This is a genomic window from Pseudoalteromonas sp. CF6-2 (assembly GCF_021729425.1).
Lineage (GTDB): Bacteria > Pseudomonadota > Gammaproteobacteria > Enterobacterales > Alteromonadaceae > Pseudoalteromonas > Pseudoalteromonas arabiensis.
In genome coordinates this window covers 688,869-705,263 of the sequence record NZ_CP091443.1, presented here as the reverse complement: position 1 = coordinate 705,263, position 16,395 = coordinate 688,869, and the positions used below count along the sequence as shown (strand labels likewise).

The window sequence follows — 16,395 nt, the reverse complement described above, 5'->3', positions numbered from 1 at the left end:
GGTATTAAATGCAGGCGTGAAACTTGTCTTACGCCTGCATGTAGCAGCGGTTTTATACCGCGTCATAAGTGAACAACAACAAGATGCAATGAGTGAAATATGGGACAAACGCGATGTGAAATCGCTGCTAGATGTTCGTATCTTGCACCCCATTTCTCGACTGTTATCTATCTTGTTTGCTATTCATACAATTTATTAGACTAATAGTTAATATGCTTAAAAAGTAAGCAGTTACTTATTGTTTGCCTGCCTTTTTATAAACTAGATATTAAAAAGTTTTTTGATTTCATGAGTTTAACTTTTCTTTCTTAATGTTCTATATTTTAAAACTGCCTTTTTTACAAATTCATACCCTACCTTTTGCTTAATCGTGTTTTGTACCTCGCTGCTTTACCCTAAATGCAGAATAAAGACTCACACAATTTTCAAGATTAAGTAGTAGGAGAAGTCATGAATAAGACGCAGCATCAAGCATCAACTGCGCCTGCTGAGCTAGACCAGCAAAGCTATAAAGCACTCCACAAACCTAGCAGCGAATTTTCAAGCCGCGATGAATACCTCGAGAATGAACTGCAAATCATGCAACCTAAGCGTTGGCGACCAAACTTACCCTTTCGGGATTATCGTTTTGAGTTAGAAGATTCAATCCCCGCGATGGCAGGCACGATTGGTAAAGTGGTGATGGTGGGTGCAATTGCTGCCACATTTGCAGCCCCGCTTGGCCTTGGCGAAGCATTTATTTTAGAAAATGTTCGTTATGAGCTATTAATTGTTTCTATATTTATCTTATTGTTTTCAGGATTCTTTTTACCTACAGCAAACTTGGCTGGTACGCATGGGCCGCTGATCCCTTTAATACCTATAGTGGTTGCTGCGGGTGGTCATCCTATGGCGTTTGGATTACTGATCGGGGCATTTGGTTTATTGCTCGCACTCAGTAAAGGAGGCAGTTTACTGGCGGGCTTAACAAGCCGTGGTGTGTGTGGGGGATTACTGCTTTACCTTGGCTTTATCGGTACAATTTCACAGGTTAAAAAGCTGTTTGCATGGGCTGAGGGCATCGATATGACTCACATTGCCTTTATTGTGATCTTATCGACTATTGTTTTGTATGCACTGCTTGAGCATTACAAAAAGCGTTGGTTAGCCGTACCGTTAAGTTGTTTGTTGGGTGGTTTAATCGCCTTTTTACTGGGCGCGCCGTTTGAGTTTAAAACAGCTCCTGGATTGCCTAATATGAACCCGATGTATTGGTGGGGTGAAAACACCGGCTGGATGCTTGGCTTACCAACACTTGAGAGCTTTGTAGTGGTATTGCCATTCGCGGTGCTTGCGGTTGCGATGTGGTCTCCTGACTTTTTGGGGCATCAAGTGTTTCAAAAAATTAGTTACCCTGAGCGCACTGAAAAGGTTCAAATGAACATAGATGATACAATGTTTAGCGCCTCAATTCGTCAGACCTTTGGTTCGTTGTTAGGTGGTTCAAACTTTACCTCGTCATGGGGAACTTACATTGTGCCAGCAGCCATCGCGAAGCGACCGATACCAGCCGGTGCGGTGTTGACGGCTTTATTTTGTATCATTGCAGGTATTTGGGGCTACCCAATGGATTTAGCCATTTGGCAACCGGTATTATGTGTGGCACTGATTGTCGGGGTGTTTATTCCATTACTTGAAGCAGGTATGGAAATGACGCGAGAAGGCAAAACTACCCAGTCAGCAGCAATTGTGGTGTTTTCTTCTGCCTTAGTGAATCCTGCGTTTGGTTGGTCACTGACTATGTTATTAGATAACTTGGGTTTGATTGGCTGTAAAGAACGTAGCTCTGAGTTAACCCCAATGAGCCGTTGGATTATTCCACTGGTGATGTTCGTTATTTTAACTGGTGTGATGGCTATTGTGGGTATGCTACCTGGTATTCCAGCGTTAATGGCTGACTTTAGACATTAATTTTTAAGGGCAAGCTGAGTGTCTTGCCCTAACTTGCTTAGTTAAAAATCTTTAATTAGTTTAAACATCATCTCTACTAGCTCATTGCTTATAGTGTTTGATTGGGACCTATGCATGTAGCTTCTTAGACCTGTAAATTGGATTTGAAACAAACGCGCATATTCTAGCGGTGCATGGTTAGTTGCTAGTTCATTTTGTTTTTGTGCAGTGTCAAAAATATCTGTTAGGTAACATTCAAACTGTTGCAGTAGATCATTCGTTAAGTTTTTCAGTAGTGGCTGTGAGTAGTCAAATTCAGCATTCGCTTTAATTAACATACATATTTCACAACCGGGTTCTGAATCTTCCAATACAGCTTGAACAAAAGAGTGCAACCCTTCAAGTATGCTAGCACTACTTGATAAGTGTGTGGCGAGTAATGTCTTAAGTTGTTCAGCGTAGTTTTTAAGCGCTTCACTATATAGACCTTCTTTTGAGCCAAAGGCGGCATAAATACTCCCAGGGCGCATATCAACGGTCGTTTGTAAATCCCGCGTTGAGGTGGCCGAAAAGCCTTTTTGCCAAAATAGAATCCCCGCCTTTTTTATTACCTTTTCTCGGTCGAACTTAACTTTATTTACCATTTTTAACACCAATTTGAGCACTTGTTCAATTTTAACTTGAGCGAGTGCTCAAAAACAACTAGGCTATGCATCCATCACTTAAAAAAGACTTAGGAGAACACATGTCAAACTTTACGTTACATACTAAAGATACGGCTCCAGAAGCGGCAAAATCACTTCTAGATAATTCAGTGTCTGCGTTTGGGATGATCCCTAACTTGCATGCTGTAATGGCTGAAGCACCAACATTACTTGAGGGATATCAAGTGTTGCATGAGCTATTCCAAAAAACATCATTCACGGCTGAGGAACTAACGGTTGTATGGCAGACGATTAATGTAGAACATGATTGTCACTATTGTGTGCCAGCACATAGTGCAATAGCGGCAAGTATGAAAGTTGATCAAGCAATTGTGGATGCGCTTGTTAATAAAACCCCTTTAGCGAGTGCTAAGCTCGAGATCCTTCGTGGTACTACATTAGCGATGACGCGGAATCGAGGGGTTATTGATAAACAGCAACTAGACGCTTTTTTTGATGCAGGTTATTCGAATCAGCAGTTATTAGAAATTGTATTAGGCTTATCGCAAAAAGTGATGAGTAACTATACTAATCATCTTGCTAACACTGAGATTGATGAACCTTTTAAAAAGTTTGCAAAATAGCGTTTACTGAGCACGGTTTAGGTTTACTCGCTTAGACCGTGCTCAAACTGAGTGATTATTTAAACTTCACCTCTTTATTACTTCGGGTATAGATACGCTTTTCAGGTTTTGTCCATTGCCCTTTCTTTAAGTATGACGTTGAAACAATAAAGCTGTTATCTTTATACTCACTGGTCGATTTTACTTTCGTGATACCTTCTTGACTGCCAGTCACATTCTCGTAAGCAACAAATTGAGTAGGACTGAGGACGTTCATCGTTCCTTTTGTGTAAAACCCTGCGGTCGTGAAATAATAAAATACCAGAGACTGCTTGTTATTATCCCAAAAAATCATCGACTCGCCGCCATATTCACCTTCATTTATTGAATGAATGGTTTTTATTGCCATGCCGTTGAGTGCGCGTTGCCAAGTACTTACATCCTGAACAGCTGGCTTACCTTGTGCAACATCAAAGTCAGCTTGCCATGTGCCTAAATAAGGTTTAAAAACTTGCAAATGTTCTGATAGCTGCGGCTCTGCCGACAATACCGAAAAAGTACACAAGCACATTGATAGTAAAAGCGATTTTAGATGTGCCATAATAATGCCTCGTTTAGTTATAATTTTGTCTAGTATAGGTGATAATTCTTTGATTAAGAAAGCTCTAACATTTTTTGCTGTTTGTTTTTTACTATTTTTATGGGTTGCATCTTGGCAGCTAAATCTATCTTACTTGATTGCTGGTATTTACTCGGTAGTAAGTCTGATAACCTTTTTGGTGTATGGCTGGGATAAACGTTTAGCAGCTGAACATGGTGAGAATGTGATTAGAGTCCCTGAACGTACCTTACATATTTTAGGTGTTTTCGGCGGTTGGCCAGGCTCATTAGTTGCTCAGCAATGGTTAAGGCATAAATCTAAAAAGCGCCGTTTTATCTTTGTGCTTTGGCTTACAATTATTGCAAATGGATGTGCTTTATCATTGTTGTGTTATTTGCAATATATGTAGTGGAGCATAAAAAAGGAAAGCTAAGCTTTCCTTTGTGGTTGTTAAAAAGTAACGATACGTTATTGTGCTGATTCAGTTGCTGGGACGCTATCAAGCTCAACAGTTAATACAGTCTTTTTATTTACTTCGACCCATTTACGATAAGTTAAGAAGCCAGGTTTGCTTACCTCAATATCATATTTACCTTCATCAAGCTCAATACCGTCTTGGTAAACAGGCTTAATATTCATAATACGCACACGCGCATCGTCAGGTGTTGTGATAACAGTTAAAGAGGTTGCTGTCTCTTCTGCTACAATGGCTGTCGCCGCTGGCTCTACTACAGGCTCGGGTTTAGGAGCAACTTCGGTAGAGGTTGTCGAACAACCTGTTAAAAATAACATGACACATAACGTACTTAACTTTTTCATAACTACTCCATATTCTGTTGTATTGACGTTGACTGCATAGACTAAAATTAAATGTAACAACAAGGAAAACCAGCACGTGAGATGTGCAAATTGAGTCTTCCTTGACGTTTGGCTAATTTATAAATAGCACTAAATTGTATTTTCTAAACTTTTTCTTATTACTTCACTTCGTTCGACTAATTTTTCCGCGGTTCTATACATTTTGCGCTTCATTAGTTGACTTGCCATAGAAATATACTTGCTCGCAATTTCATCTTTAATTAATAAAATAGGCTCAAATGTGTCTGGGAAAATCTCAGCTTGTTTAGAAAATGCTTCATCGAACTCCATTAGCTCTTTATAGTCTTCTATTTCAGCTAAACGAGTTTTGAAGCCTTCTAGTTTTTCATGATAAAAAATAAGCGCATCTTCAGAAGGGTAACTTGCTGATTGACCGTTGCTTACTTTATTGTTGTAGCTAATAAGTGCAGTCATTGCTGACTCTTTCTTCCTAAGTGCAATCAGCAGAGGTTGAAGATTGTCAGCATTTTTAAATGCGAGCTCACCAACATTTAACAGTGTTTTTTGCATTGCGAAGTCATCGTTTTCAATCGCATCCATTACCGCTAATTTATAAACATTCTCGTACTCTTCGCTTGGCTTATACTGGTAACTTTGGTCAATAATTGAAAGCTGCTTCATCAAGTTTTCAATACTGTTTTCGCCACCTTCATCATATCTAGCTTGGGCAAGCAGCACATCTAAGCGGTAGCTTAAATCTGAGATAATAGACTGTCTTTCTGTTAGTAGGCTATCAAGCTTGCTAGCTAATAATTGTGAATCTGGGTAATACACCCGTGCCTCATTATAAATGTCTATCGCTTTGTCATAGTCTTTTGTATTAAGTGACGTGCGAGCTAAGTTGTCGACTCGTTGCTCAAACCTACCAACTATTTTGTTTTGATGAACTTTTAAAAGACCTTCTTTTAAAACATTATATTGTGGAGGTATTTCATCTAATCGTTGAGGCAACTCATCGCCGCCCCAAGTCATCCATGCTTCTAGCTGTTCAACTTTAGCAACTGAGTTCTTGAAATTAGCATCCAATGTTGTTTGCTGCTCTTGAACCGAGTTGATGTAGAAAAAGCTACCCGCAATAATAATGAAATAACATGCAACATGCGCAAGTAAAGGAACTCTGCTGTTAGTTAGCTCATTATTAAGTTCAGTTAAAGCTTCAGCTCTTTTAGCTTCATCAAGCTGTAAGCATCTTTTTAATTTTGACCAGAGAAAGACTGAGCAGTTGCTTGGTTTTTTAACCGTGGTGTCTTTGCTAACCGTGTTAGCGGCTTTTCTGTTATAAGGATGTTTGCTGGTTAAAAGTTCGTACGCAATACAGCCCAAAGAGAAAATATCGTCTTTCTTGGTAGCTTCTTTACCATTTAGCTGTGCAGGACTTGCATAGGTCGGGGTATAACCAGTACTGGTTGGTTTGTCATCATTTAGGCTAGGTGCTGCATATAGATCTTCATGGCTATGTGTTTTTGCAATACCAAAATCTAAAATTTTTAGATTGCCTTGAGAATCAAACATGACGTTAGACGGTTTAAGATCATTGTGAATGATCCCTTTTGCATGTGCGTATGACAATGCATCAATAAGCTGTTTTAGAATAGGTTTGGCACGCTTTTGAGTGAGGCCATTAGGTTTATTTCTTTTTATAAGCTGTTCTAATGTTTCACCTTCAACCCACTCCATAACAACAAAGTGATGCGATTCATCTGAAGATGCAGAGAATACTTTTACAATATTTGGATGAGATAAAGAACGAGTTTTGACTGTTTCATCTTTTAGAAGCGAAATGGCTTCCTCAGAATCACACAGCTCCTCATGTAAAACTTTAATTGCTACAAAGTTATCTTGATGGGTGCTTGTTTCTAGGTGAATGTCGCGGGCACGATATATGTGGCCCATACCGCCTTCGCCTATTAACTCTTCAATTAGGTATCGCTGGGCTAACTTCTTACCAATAAGATGAAGTTTATTTGAATTGTGGCTTTTGCCTTTAGTTTCAATTGAAGCAATGCGTGTTTTATCGTTATCGGTCGTCATTTAAATTCCTTTTTTGAAATCAACATTCCTGTTTGATTGGTGTGTATTTTACAAAAAACAAAATAATAAGCAATCATTCAGCTAGTATAAATAAACAAGGAACTATGTTGTTTAACTATTTTTGAGTTATTTTTATTAGATAGAACGCCTATTGTTTAGTTTTATGAAATAATTAAATTGGTTTTTTGTATATTAGACAGCGTTGACTTTGGTTAACGAAGTATTTTATTCTATTAGAATGTTTAGATTTATGGGACTAACAATCAAATGGAAGTGGTTTTAAATGTTACCAGCTATCATAGACTTTCACCTGAGATTGAGGCTACAAAAACAGTAGAACAGGAATTAACTTTTGGCCGCTCTGATCAATGTGATTGGCATTTACCTGACCCTGAAAAGGTCATCTCTGGTCAACACGGTAAAGTTGTCAAAGAAGCAGATGGCTTCTACGTTTATGATTACTCTACGAATGGTTTATTTATTAACTATTCTGTTTCACCGCTGGGTAAGGAAAATAAACATTTGCTATCGGATGGTGATGTACTATCCATTGGTGATTTTCAAATTGAAGCTAAGTTGTCTAATCAGCTTCAAAAGCAAAGCTCACATCAATCTGCTGCTGCTTTTAGTCAGCCCAGTCCGTCAGTAGAGAACTATAACCAGAATAATGACATGGCGAATTCTTCGCTAAGCAATGAATTTGCTGGTGGCATGGACGAAGCGATGATAGCGCCTTCTTTCCAGCAACCGCAAGCACCTATTTCAGAGCCAGTTAACAGTAGCTCATTAAGCCAACCAATCCCTGAAGACTGGGATGAAATAGCGTTTATGGGTTCAAGTAACGAAGTAGTAAGTGAAAGTAGCCAACATTTGGCTAGTCCACCTGTTGCTGAACCGCCTGTGCAAGTTCAACAAAAGCCAGCTCAGCATAGCGCTACTCAACCTGCTAAAGCACCTAAACCGGTTACGGGCAATGGTGATTCGCCTTTAGTTGCTGCTTTTTTAGAAGGCTTGGGAGTGAATGATGAACTTGCGAATGAATTAAACGATGAACGTGTTTGGGCACAAATGGGCGAGAGCTTGAGACATTTTTTAGTCGGCTCTATGGATTTAATTCGCCAACGTTCTTTACTAAAAAATCAACTCAAGTTGAACCACACGACATTTCAGGTTGAACAAAATAACCCTTTGAAGTTCTCTGCCACGCTTGATGATGCTATTCAAAACTTATTTATTCGTAAAAGTTCAAGCTACTTACAGGCAAATAAAGCGGTTCAAGAGAGTTTTATCGACACCAAAGCCCATGAAAAAGGGCTGTTAGCAGGTGCCACCGGCGCGCTTTCTGGTGCATTAGAGCAATTATCTCCTGATGGCATCAAGCAGCAAGTGCGTAACAAAGAGAGTATTTTAAATTACTTACCAACTTATTCTGACTCATCGAGTTGGGATATATATCAAAAATTACACGCTGAAATTATTGAAGATGTTGAAACAAAAGGTGTATTAGCATTATCTGAAGAATTTTTGCGAGCGTACAATAATCACAGTAAAGCGTGATATAAGGGAATAAAAGCATGTTAAAGTCCAAACTTACTTTTGCTGGAGCTCTATTAGTTTTTTTAGTTGGCTGCTCAACGGTTAATAAATTTGTGCCACCGTCAACTGATCTAAATATTAATGTTGCCGCTGACGTTAACCCTGATATTTCAGGACGTCCTTCTCCTGTAGTTTTAAAAGTGTTTGAACTTAGTTCGCGAACTATTTTTGATACGCAAGACTTTTTCAGTCTTTACGATACACCAGAAGAAATTTTAGGACCAGATCTCCTAAAGAAAGATGAGTTAGAGTTACAGCCAGGATCTAAGCTTGAGTATAAAATGAGCTTAAATAGGAACACGCGATTCATTGGCGTTGTGTTGGCGTATAGAGATATTGAAAAAGCACGCTGGCGTTCAGTTATTGAAGTAGATCCAACAGGTTACGACGATATCGATGTGAATGTAGAGTCGCTAGCGACTTACATGAGATGATTAAAAGGAATTAAAATGAGTGATTACACGCGGGTCGCATGGACTGAGGGCATGTTTTTAAGGCCCCAACATTTCCAGCAAGCAGACAAGCATACCTTCAGCACGATTAGGAAAATTATAGAAGCGAATGTTGCTGACTCGTGGGGCGTTGTTGATATCGATATTGATACCGGTTTATTGGTAACAGGGCAGTTTGCTATTGACAGTCTAACGGCTGTTACCTCTGATTTGTGTCCAATTAACATGCCAAGTAATGAGCAGTTGCCTGCTCCGCTTGTTGTACCAAAAAATACCTACAATGAAATTGTATGTTTAGCTGTTCCAGCGTTGAAAAGCAGTGGTATAAATTTAGCGACTGAAGAAGATGAGCTAGTTACGCGATATCGAATTGCCGATTTATCGATTAGTGATGATAACTTAGGTTCTCAAGCGCAAGAAGTTATTCAGGTGGCACAGCTTCATAGCAAACTAATGTTAATGTCTGATGATACAGCAGGTTACGTAACATTGCCCGTTGCGCGTATTAGTGAAGTAACGAACGAGGGGGCGATTAAGCTTGACCCTAAATACGTTCCACCCTGCTTGCAAATTACTCATTGTAAACCGTTAATTGGTCTTGTAAGAGAGATTGGCAGTTTGATAAAACAGCGCGCTGAAAGTATCTCTGGAAGATTATGTCAAGGGTATGCTGGCAGTGCGTCTGTGGCTGACTTCATCATGCTTCAAACACTTAACAAATACGACGCTGTTTTTGAAAGCTTATTAAATCATTCTCACGTTCATCCAAGAGCATTTTACACGCGCTTAATTGAGATGGCTGGCGAACTTGCAACATTCAGTGCAGCCAATAAGCGTGTGCCCGTCTTACCTAAGTATGATCATGCAAATTTACAGTTCGTCTTTTCAGAGGTTGTAAGCTTCTTGTATCAATCTCTGAGTCAAGTTATTGAACAAACTGCAACCGAAATTAAGCTTGAACAAAGCAAGTTTGGTATTTCTTTTGGTGCCTTAAAAGATAAAAGTATTCTTGATTCGTCTCAGTTTGTGCTTGCAGTTAAAGCCAGCGTGCCGCATGAAGAATTACGTAAATTACTACCTTCACAAATTAAGATAGGTAGTGTGGAGACAATTCGTGACTTGGTTAATAACCAAATACCAGGGATATCGATTAACAGTCTGCCAACAGCACCGCGTCAGGTTCCATATCATGCGGGTTATCATTACTTTGAGCTTAACAAACAAAGTGAACACTGGAATAAGCTAAAATCAAGCGGTGGGATTGCAATTCACTTGTCCGGTAACTATCCGGATCTTAACTTGGTTTTATGGGCTATTAGAAGCTAACAGAGGGAAGTTTCAATGGATGAAACAATAATTAAACCACGTCCAGGCCGTTTGAGTCGAGGCATGGAGGATGCAAATACTTCAAAATCGCATTCAGATAAAACAGTCGTATCACTGAGTCAATCTGAAAGTGGAAGTGCGCCTTTAAATAATATTTCAATATTCAAAAATGGTTTACTTGAAGCCGCTAATGACTGCTTTTCTTTAGTGATTTTCATCAACCAATCTTCGGAAGTTGAAAATTTAGCGGCCTTGAAGCACCGAGCCATTGAGTCGATTAAACGTTTTGAAAGTACTTTGCGTGCCAAATCTATCGATTTGTCAGTGATAAATAATGCCCGCTATTGTTTGTGTGCTGCATTGGATGAAGCTGCGTTAAATGCTAAGTGGAGCTCACTGGAGTGGGCGGAAGAAAGCTTACTATCAACATTCCATAAAGAGACGTTTGGCGGAGAATACTTTTTCACTCTGCTAGATGATGCCTTGCTACACCCTGAAGCAAACAAAGAATTTTTAGAATTACAGTACCACTGTCTAAATTTAGGCTTTAAAGGTAAGTATCGGGTTGATACTGGCGGCGATAGTAAGATAGATGATTATCGAAATCGCGTATATCACATTTTAAATCAACTAGATGGACCTCAAAGTAAATACCTAACACCGTCTTGGAAGAGCCGTGTTGCAGCCGGTATGGAGTTAAGAAACCAGATCCCACTTTGGGTCGTTGTATCTGTTTTAACCCTACTCACATTGGCCGTGTATTTATTTTTTAATATGCGTTTAAATGAAAAAGTGGCAACGACTACGGATAATTTAAATTTAGTACACCCTATTTCATCTTCACAAACCGAAGACACTAAAAATACACAGCTTGATCTACTAACACAGTTAATGCACACCGAAATACAACGTGGTGTAGTTAGTATTGAGCGTCAATCGGATCGAATTAGAATTACCATTAATAACGAAAGCCTCTTTAATGTTGGTGAAGCGTCGTTACGTCCTTCATTCCAACCAATATTAGAAAAGCTTGCGCTGAGCCTTGAGGGCACAAAAGGTAAAATTTTAATAACAGGTCACACTGATGACAGTCCAATAAGTACCAACCAGTACCCCTCAAATTGGCACCTGTCATTAGCAAGAGCAACGCAAGTTGCAAACTCTATGGCCAAAAATACAGGCTTAATGGGTAGGTTATGGCCAGAAGGAAGAGGTTCTGCGGAGCCCTTGGTGAGTAATGCCGATTCAAATCAGAAAGCATTGAATCGCAGAATTGAAATCGACTTACTTTTTTAATGGAGTTGCAATGAGTTTTATTCAAAAGTGCAAGCGTGCTATGTACGCGCTTACCTCTCGTAAAGTTATGATTGTAATTGGCTTTATAGCGCTCTTCTTGTTGATCTGGTTTGGCGGTCCATTGATCTCTATTGCTGATTACACTCCTTTGGCAAGTGTTGCGGCACGCGCGATTCTGATACTTGCTATTTTATTAATTTATACCTTAACCAAGCTATTGCATCTAAGAAAGCAAAATAAACGCAACGAAAGCATGGCCGAAGAACTAATTGAGGTTGATGAAGGTGCTGGCGATGAAATCCAAGAGGAGATCAAAACATTAAAAGCACGTATGGTTGAGGCAATTGAATTACTTAAGAATGCTAAGTTATTCAACGGGCGAAACATCTACCAATTGCCTTGGTATATCATGATTGGCCCTCCTGGTGCTGGTAAAACAAATATCATCAATAACTCAGGTCTTGATTTTCCGTTAAAAGATAAGCTTGGCACTGATTTAGTGCATGGTGTGGGCGGAACGCGAAACTGTGACTGGTGGTTCACCAATAAAGCCGTGATTATTGACACTGCAGGGCGCTATACAACACAAAATAGTCATGCTCTACATGATGCGAAAGCATGGCAAGGATTTTTAGGCTTATTAAGAAAGTACCGCCCGAAAAGACCTATTAATGGTGTGGTGATTAGTATGGGCATCTCTGAATTAATGAACCAAACAAAAACAGAGAGAAACTTACACGCACGCGCCATTAAACAGCGCTTACAAGAGCTACAAAGTCAACTTGGAATGACATTCCCCGTGTATGTTATTTTATCAAAAGTTGACTTAATTGAAGGGTTTAGAGAGTTCTTTTGTGAACTCAGCGATGAAGAGTGTGAGCAAGTTTGGGGTGTTACTTTCGAGCTTGATGCTAACTCTGACAATCAAATGGATGCATTTAATAAAGAGTTTCACGCGCTTATCTCTAATTTAACAACATTACTTAATCGACGTTTGATCAATGAACATGATCTAACGAATAGATCGAAGATCTTTGAGTTTCCTAAACAGCTTCGTGTTTTACAAAATGTCGGTTATTCATTCTTAAAAGAAATTTTCACACCTAATGCATACGAGAGCCTGCCAATATTCCGCGGTGTTTATTTAACAAGTTCGACTCAAGAAGGCGTGCCTTCAAACCTGTTAAACGAGCAAAGTACGGTAAAGAAAGATTATATTAATCAGACAAGAAGCTTCTTTATTAAACGCTTATTAGAAAAAGTCATTTTTCCTGAGCAAAACTTAGCAAGCACTAACAAACACCATGAAAAGCAGAACAAGTGGCTACGTATATCTTGCTTAGCCGTAACGAGTGTTGTTTTATTAGGCTTGAGTATTTCTTGGTATGTGAGCTTTTCGTGGAACAATGAGCTTATCAGCAAAACCGATAATGCGCTCAGTGAGTATCAAGCTCTTGATCAAAATACGGTCGATAAAGCGAACTTAATTGTGCTAAATCAGCGCTTTAATATGCTTAAAAATTTCCCGGTTAATCAGTTAGAAGCCGATGATTTTGAAGCTTATGGCTTTAGCAAAGTAGAACCTCTCACGGAGGCTTCGCAAAAAGCATATATACGTTCATTAAAAACATACTTAGAGCCTTACTTATTAAATGCGCTGACCTCTGAGATGACAGAGCAGGCTGATTATTTAAGTTATCTCTACGAAACCTTACGTTGTTATTTAATGTTCTTTGAACCTGAGCATTACAATAATGAAGATGTGCTTGCTTGGTTTAGTGCATATTACGAGAGAAACTTACCAGGCGATGTTAATTTCCAAACACGTGCTGAATTATTTGAGCATACAAAAGCATTGTTAGAGCATGGTTTCTCTGAATCAGAAATTGATCATCAAGCTGTGCGATTAGCACGAGCGGAGCTAACTAAGTTACCTATTGCAGAGCGTGCTTATCAAAGGTTGCAAGCTGACTTTATCGACAGCAGCATTCCGCCTTTCAAATTAACTGACATTATCAGCTATGAAAGTGCGAAACAGTTTAGCTTCCAAAACTCAGACTCAATCATGAAAAGTATCCCAGGTCTTTATACTTATAATGGCTATCATGGCATCTTCAATGTTGAGAAAAGTAAGATGTTGGGTAACTTGATGGCAAGTAGCTGGGTGTATGGTGAAGAAGCGTCAGGGACCTATGATATTTCGAAAGCAGATATAGAGAAAAAGCTTGAACAGAAATATTTCCAAGATTACATCTATTATTGGCGCTCGTTTATTAATGAACTTTCGCTAAATGAGTTTAACTCACCTAATGAAGGCGTCAGAGTTACTGATGTGTTGGCGGGTCCAGAAACTCCAATAAAAAATATTATTACCACCGTACAAAAGAATGTGCGTTTAACTAAGCTACCTATTTCAGAAAATCAAAAGGCAGCCGGTAAGGTTGCGGCGAATGCCGCTGAAGTTGCAATGCATACTAAGGCTAATAGACTTAAGCGTTATTTGCCAAATGAAGCACCACAGTTTGATATAAAGCTTCCGGGTTATCAGGTTGAAGAAGCCTTTAGTGATATTTTAGAAATTGATGAGCAGCAACTTGAGCAAATTCAAGCAAGTTTAAGAGAGTTAAATATTTACTTAAATCAACTTGATAGAGGCGGGTTACTAAAATCATCTGTAAAAAATCAATTAAGTGGTAAGAGTAAGCCTGAGTTCCTTAGTCAATTAGAGTTCCAGAGTAAAGGGTTACCTTATCCTGCGAACAATTGGTTATTGAATATCAGTCAAGATACATCAAATATCACCAGAAGCAGTGCAAATCGTCATTTGAATGAAATATGGAAAAGTACTGTTTTACGTGAGTACAACGATGCAATTGTGGGTCGTTATCCGTTTGTTTCGACTTCATCTAAAGAGGTAAATCTTAAAGATTTCTCAGACTTTTTTGGTCCAGATGGCACAATCGATAGCTTTTTTAATACTTATATCGCACCAAGTGTCGACACCAGTAAGAGCCCTTGGCGATTCGAAAAGAATATCGGTGTAAGCAAGTCAGCATTAGAAATGTTTGAAAAAGCCGCCAAAATTCGCGAAGTATTTTTTGATGGTAACAGCAAAACACCGCGCATTGAGTTTGGTTTAAAACCATTAAAGTTAGATCAAACAGTTTCCAGTTTCATGCTTGAGATAGATGGTCAATCAATGATTTATCGTCATGGTCCACCTAAAGTTAAAAGCATCGTTTGGCCTGGTGATGTCGCTCAAAATAAAACGCGTATTGTGTTTACTCCACCATATGGAGGACGCACTATCAATGCCAGCTACGAGGGTGAATGGTCTTTGTATCGCATGTTAGATGACTTACAGGCGAAAAGAGCACAGACAGAAAAGGATTTACAGCTGCAATTTTCATTGCAAGGAAATAATGCGACAGTTGAGTTACTGCCAAAATCGATTAGACATCCATTCTGGAACGCAAGTATAGAGAGTTTTTCATGTCCGACCAGGCTTTAAAGTTAGGCTACTTGGGTAAGGTCCCTTTTCTAGGTGATTTTGTCCAAGATGGCATTTGTCAGCAATTTAGTGAGCATTGGGAACATTGGTTACAAGCTGCTATTGCTGTAAGCAAAGAGCAGCTCGGTTCACAGTGGCAGGAGCGATACTTGACCAGCCCTGTGTGGCATTTTGCATTATGTGAAAATGTCGTCACTGAGGATAGAAAAGTAGGCACATTACTGCCAAGTGTTGATGCCGTTGGCAGGCATTACCCGTTTACCGTCGTGATAGACACGCAGCAGTTACCAATGAAGGCTTTACATTCAAACTTGCTTTCATTGGAGTACGAGGATGCAGTGCTATCTGTTCTTGAAGAGAGCGTTGACTTAAGCGTGTGGCGTAAAAAAGTGCTGGGTACATTGCAAAATACGCCTGTGACTAAAAAACGTTTTAGTAAGCATACTTCACCAGATGAAAACAAATCAGCGATAGCTTTTGAGTTTCAAGGGGTTGAGCTTGGCGACGAATCATTAGAGGACGTTTTACATAGCTTACTCTCAAGTAAGTATGGCGATTACAGTGTTTGGTGGACACATGGTTCGATAAACATCAAACCAGTGGTATTTATTACTGCTGGATTACCGCCTGTTAATCAGGTTGCAGCAATGCTAGATGGCCGATGGCAGCATTGGGAGTGGAATTATACTCAGGTAAGAGAGCGTGAATAAAAATTATACAAGTTATGCGGTGTCTCATCGAGGTGCAGTAAGGCAGTTAAACGAAGATGCTTATGTTGAGCTAAATAAGTTTAATATTTGGGTTGTCGCTGATGGTATGGGCGGCCATGAGGCTGGTGATTTTGCAAGCCAAATGGTTGTTGATGTGATTAAAAATGAAGTAGAGTCATTACCTGCTTCTTCCATATCAACAGTCATCCTTATTAACGCGATAAAAAAAGCAAACCAAAAGTTGTTTGAGTACAGCACTGACTACCTATCGAATAAAACCGCAGGGAGCACGGTCACCGTTTTGCTGTTGAAGGATGACAAATACTATGTACTGTGGGTGGGGGATAGTCGCATTTATCTATACCGTAACGGTGGCTTATTACAAGTCTCTCGGGACCACAGTCAAGTCAATGACCTTATCGATGAAGGTGTTTTATCTGAAGCAGAAGCAAGGCATCACCCTCTAGCGAATGTGATAACGCGTGCTGTAGGTGTGCAAGACGAAGTTGATGTTGATTTTAAAGAAGGTGATTTGCGCAGCGAAGACATCTTTTTGCTCTGTTCGGATGGCTTAACTGGAGAACTGAACGACTCAGAGATAAGTCTGGCGTTAGAACCAAAAAATATTATTGATTCTGGCATGGCACTAATTCACTCTTCGCTTGTGCGTGGCGCAAAAGATAATGTGACATTTATTTTAGTGAAGAATGAAGGGGTTAACTCTTGTGCTAATCAAAAGTTAACGCTTGATGATTTGACTATCCCGATGTTGTCAAGAAAGTAAGTTTTGTTATTTT

General features: G+C 39.4%; 15 protein-coding genes. 11 read left to right on the top strand and 4 right to left on the bottom strand.

The window, feature by feature from the left end; genetic code table 11:
• Positions 1-16: 16 nt before the first annotated feature.
• Positions 17-199 (top strand): hypothetical protein, encoded by a 183-nt coding sequence (locus L3Q70_RS19825; RefSeq protein ID WP_237115435.1) that lies wholly within the window; start codon positions 17-19, stop codon positions 197-199.
• Positions 200-450: 251 nt separating this feature from the next.
• Positions 451-1,950, top strand: a complete 1,500-nt coding sequence (locus L3Q70_RS19820; protein ID WP_130151820.1) for a DUF3360 family protein — start codon at positions 451-453, stop codon at positions 1,948-1,950.
• 41 nt (positions 1,951-1,991) lie between these two features.
• On the opposite strand, the gene L3Q70_RS19815 is transcribed toward L3Q70_RS19820, so the two are convergent.
• On the bottom strand, positions 1,992-2,573 hold the full coding sequence (locus L3Q70_RS19815; RefSeq protein WP_237115434.1) for a TetR/AcrR family transcriptional regulator: 582 nt from the start codon (positions 2,571-2,573) through the stop codon (positions 1,992-1,994).
• A gap of 101 nt (positions 2,574-2,674) precedes the next feature.
• Here L3Q70_RS19815 and L3Q70_RS19810 point away from each other — a divergent pair, with 101 nt between their 5' ends.
• A complete protein-coding gene (locus tag L3Q70_RS19810) occupies positions 2,675-3,217 on the top strand; it encodes a carboxymuconolactone decarboxylase family protein (RefSeq protein ID WP_237115433.1) in 543 nt (180 codons plus the stop codon).
• A gap of 55 nt (positions 3,218-3,272) precedes the next feature.
• Here L3Q70_RS19810 and L3Q70_RS19805 read toward each other — a convergent pair whose 3' ends face one another.
• Positions 3,273-3,797: a hypothetical protein gene (locus tag L3Q70_RS19805; protein ID WP_062567669.1), complete on the bottom strand. Its 525-nt coding sequence runs from the start codon at positions 3,795-3,797 to the stop codon at positions 3,273-3,275.
• 49 nt (positions 3,798-3,846) lie between these two features.
• Between L3Q70_RS19805 and L3Q70_RS19800 the strand changes: the two genes are divergently transcribed.
• Positions 3,847-4,206, top strand: coding sequence for a DUF1294 domain-containing protein (locus tag L3Q70_RS19800; protein ID WP_237115432.1), 360 nt, complete (start codon positions 3,847-3,849; stop codon positions 4,204-4,206).
• Between the two features lie 59 nt (positions 4,207-4,265).
• Here L3Q70_RS19800 and L3Q70_RS19795 read toward each other — a convergent pair whose 3' ends face one another.
• Both L3Q70_RS19795 and L3Q70_RS19790 read right to left on the bottom strand, forming a co-directional pair.
• On the bottom strand, positions 4,266-4,616 hold the full coding sequence (locus tag L3Q70_RS19795) for a PEGA domain-containing protein (protein ID WP_237115431.1): 351 nt from the start codon (positions 4,614-4,616) through the stop codon (positions 4,266-4,268).
• Positions 4,617-4,745: 129 nt separating this feature from the next.
• Positions 4,746-6,707: a serine/threonine-protein kinase gene (locus L3Q70_RS19790; protein WP_062567667.1), complete on the bottom strand. Its 1,962-nt coding sequence runs from the start codon at positions 6,705-6,707 to the stop codon at positions 4,746-4,748.
• 267 nt (positions 6,708-6,974) lie between these two features.
• Here L3Q70_RS19790 and tagH point away from each other — a divergent pair, with 267 nt between their 5' ends.
• Genes tagH through L3Q70_RS19755 form a run of 7 tightly spaced genes read left to right on the top strand, consistent with a single transcriptional unit; the run spans position 6,975 to position 16,382 of the window.
• Positions 6,975-8,264 (top strand): type VI secretion system-associated FHA domain protein TagH, encoded by a 1,290-nt coding sequence (gene tagH / locus L3Q70_RS19785; protein ID WP_237115430.1) that lies wholly within the window; start codon positions 6,975-6,977, stop codon positions 8,262-8,264.
• A 17-nt stretch (positions 8,265-8,281) separates the two neighbouring features.
• Positions 8,282-8,737: a type VI secretion system lipoprotein TssJ gene (gene tssJ / locus L3Q70_RS19780; protein WP_062567665.1), complete on the top strand. Its 456-nt coding sequence runs from the start codon at positions 8,282-8,284 to the stop codon at positions 8,735-8,737.
• A gap of 15 nt (positions 8,738-8,752) precedes the next feature.
• Positions 8,753-10,081, top strand: coding sequence for a type VI secretion system baseplate subunit TssK (tssK, locus tag L3Q70_RS19775; RefSeq protein ID WP_062567664.1), 1,329 nt, complete (start codon positions 8,753-8,755; stop codon positions 10,079-10,081).
• A 15-nt stretch (positions 10,082-10,096) separates the two neighbouring features.
• Positions 10,097-11,377, top strand: a complete 1,281-nt coding sequence (gene tssL / locus L3Q70_RS19770; protein ID WP_062567663.1) for a type VI secretion system protein TssL, long form — start codon at positions 10,097-10,099, stop codon at positions 11,375-11,377.
• Positions 11,378-11,387: 10 nt separating this feature from the next.
• Complete coding sequence (gene tssM, locus L3Q70_RS19765; protein WP_062567662.1) at positions 11,388-14,888, top strand: type VI secretion system membrane subunit TssM; 3,501 nt, start codon at positions 11,388-11,390, stop codon at positions 14,886-14,888.
• Positions 14,870-15,598: a type VI secretion system-associated protein TagF gene (gene tagF, locus L3Q70_RS19760; protein WP_237115429.1), complete on the top strand. Its 729-nt coding sequence runs from the start codon at positions 14,870-14,872 to the stop codon at positions 15,596-15,598. Before tssM ends, tagF begins: the two co-directional genes overlap by 19 nt.
• Positions 15,591-16,382: a Stp1/IreP family PP2C-type Ser/Thr phosphatase gene (locus tag L3Q70_RS19755; RefSeq protein ID WP_237115428.1), complete on the top strand. Its 792-nt coding sequence runs from the start codon at positions 15,591-15,593 to the stop codon at positions 16,380-16,382. Before tagF ends, L3Q70_RS19755 begins: the two co-directional genes overlap by 8 nt.
• Positions 16,383-16,395 lie beyond the last annotated feature (13 nt).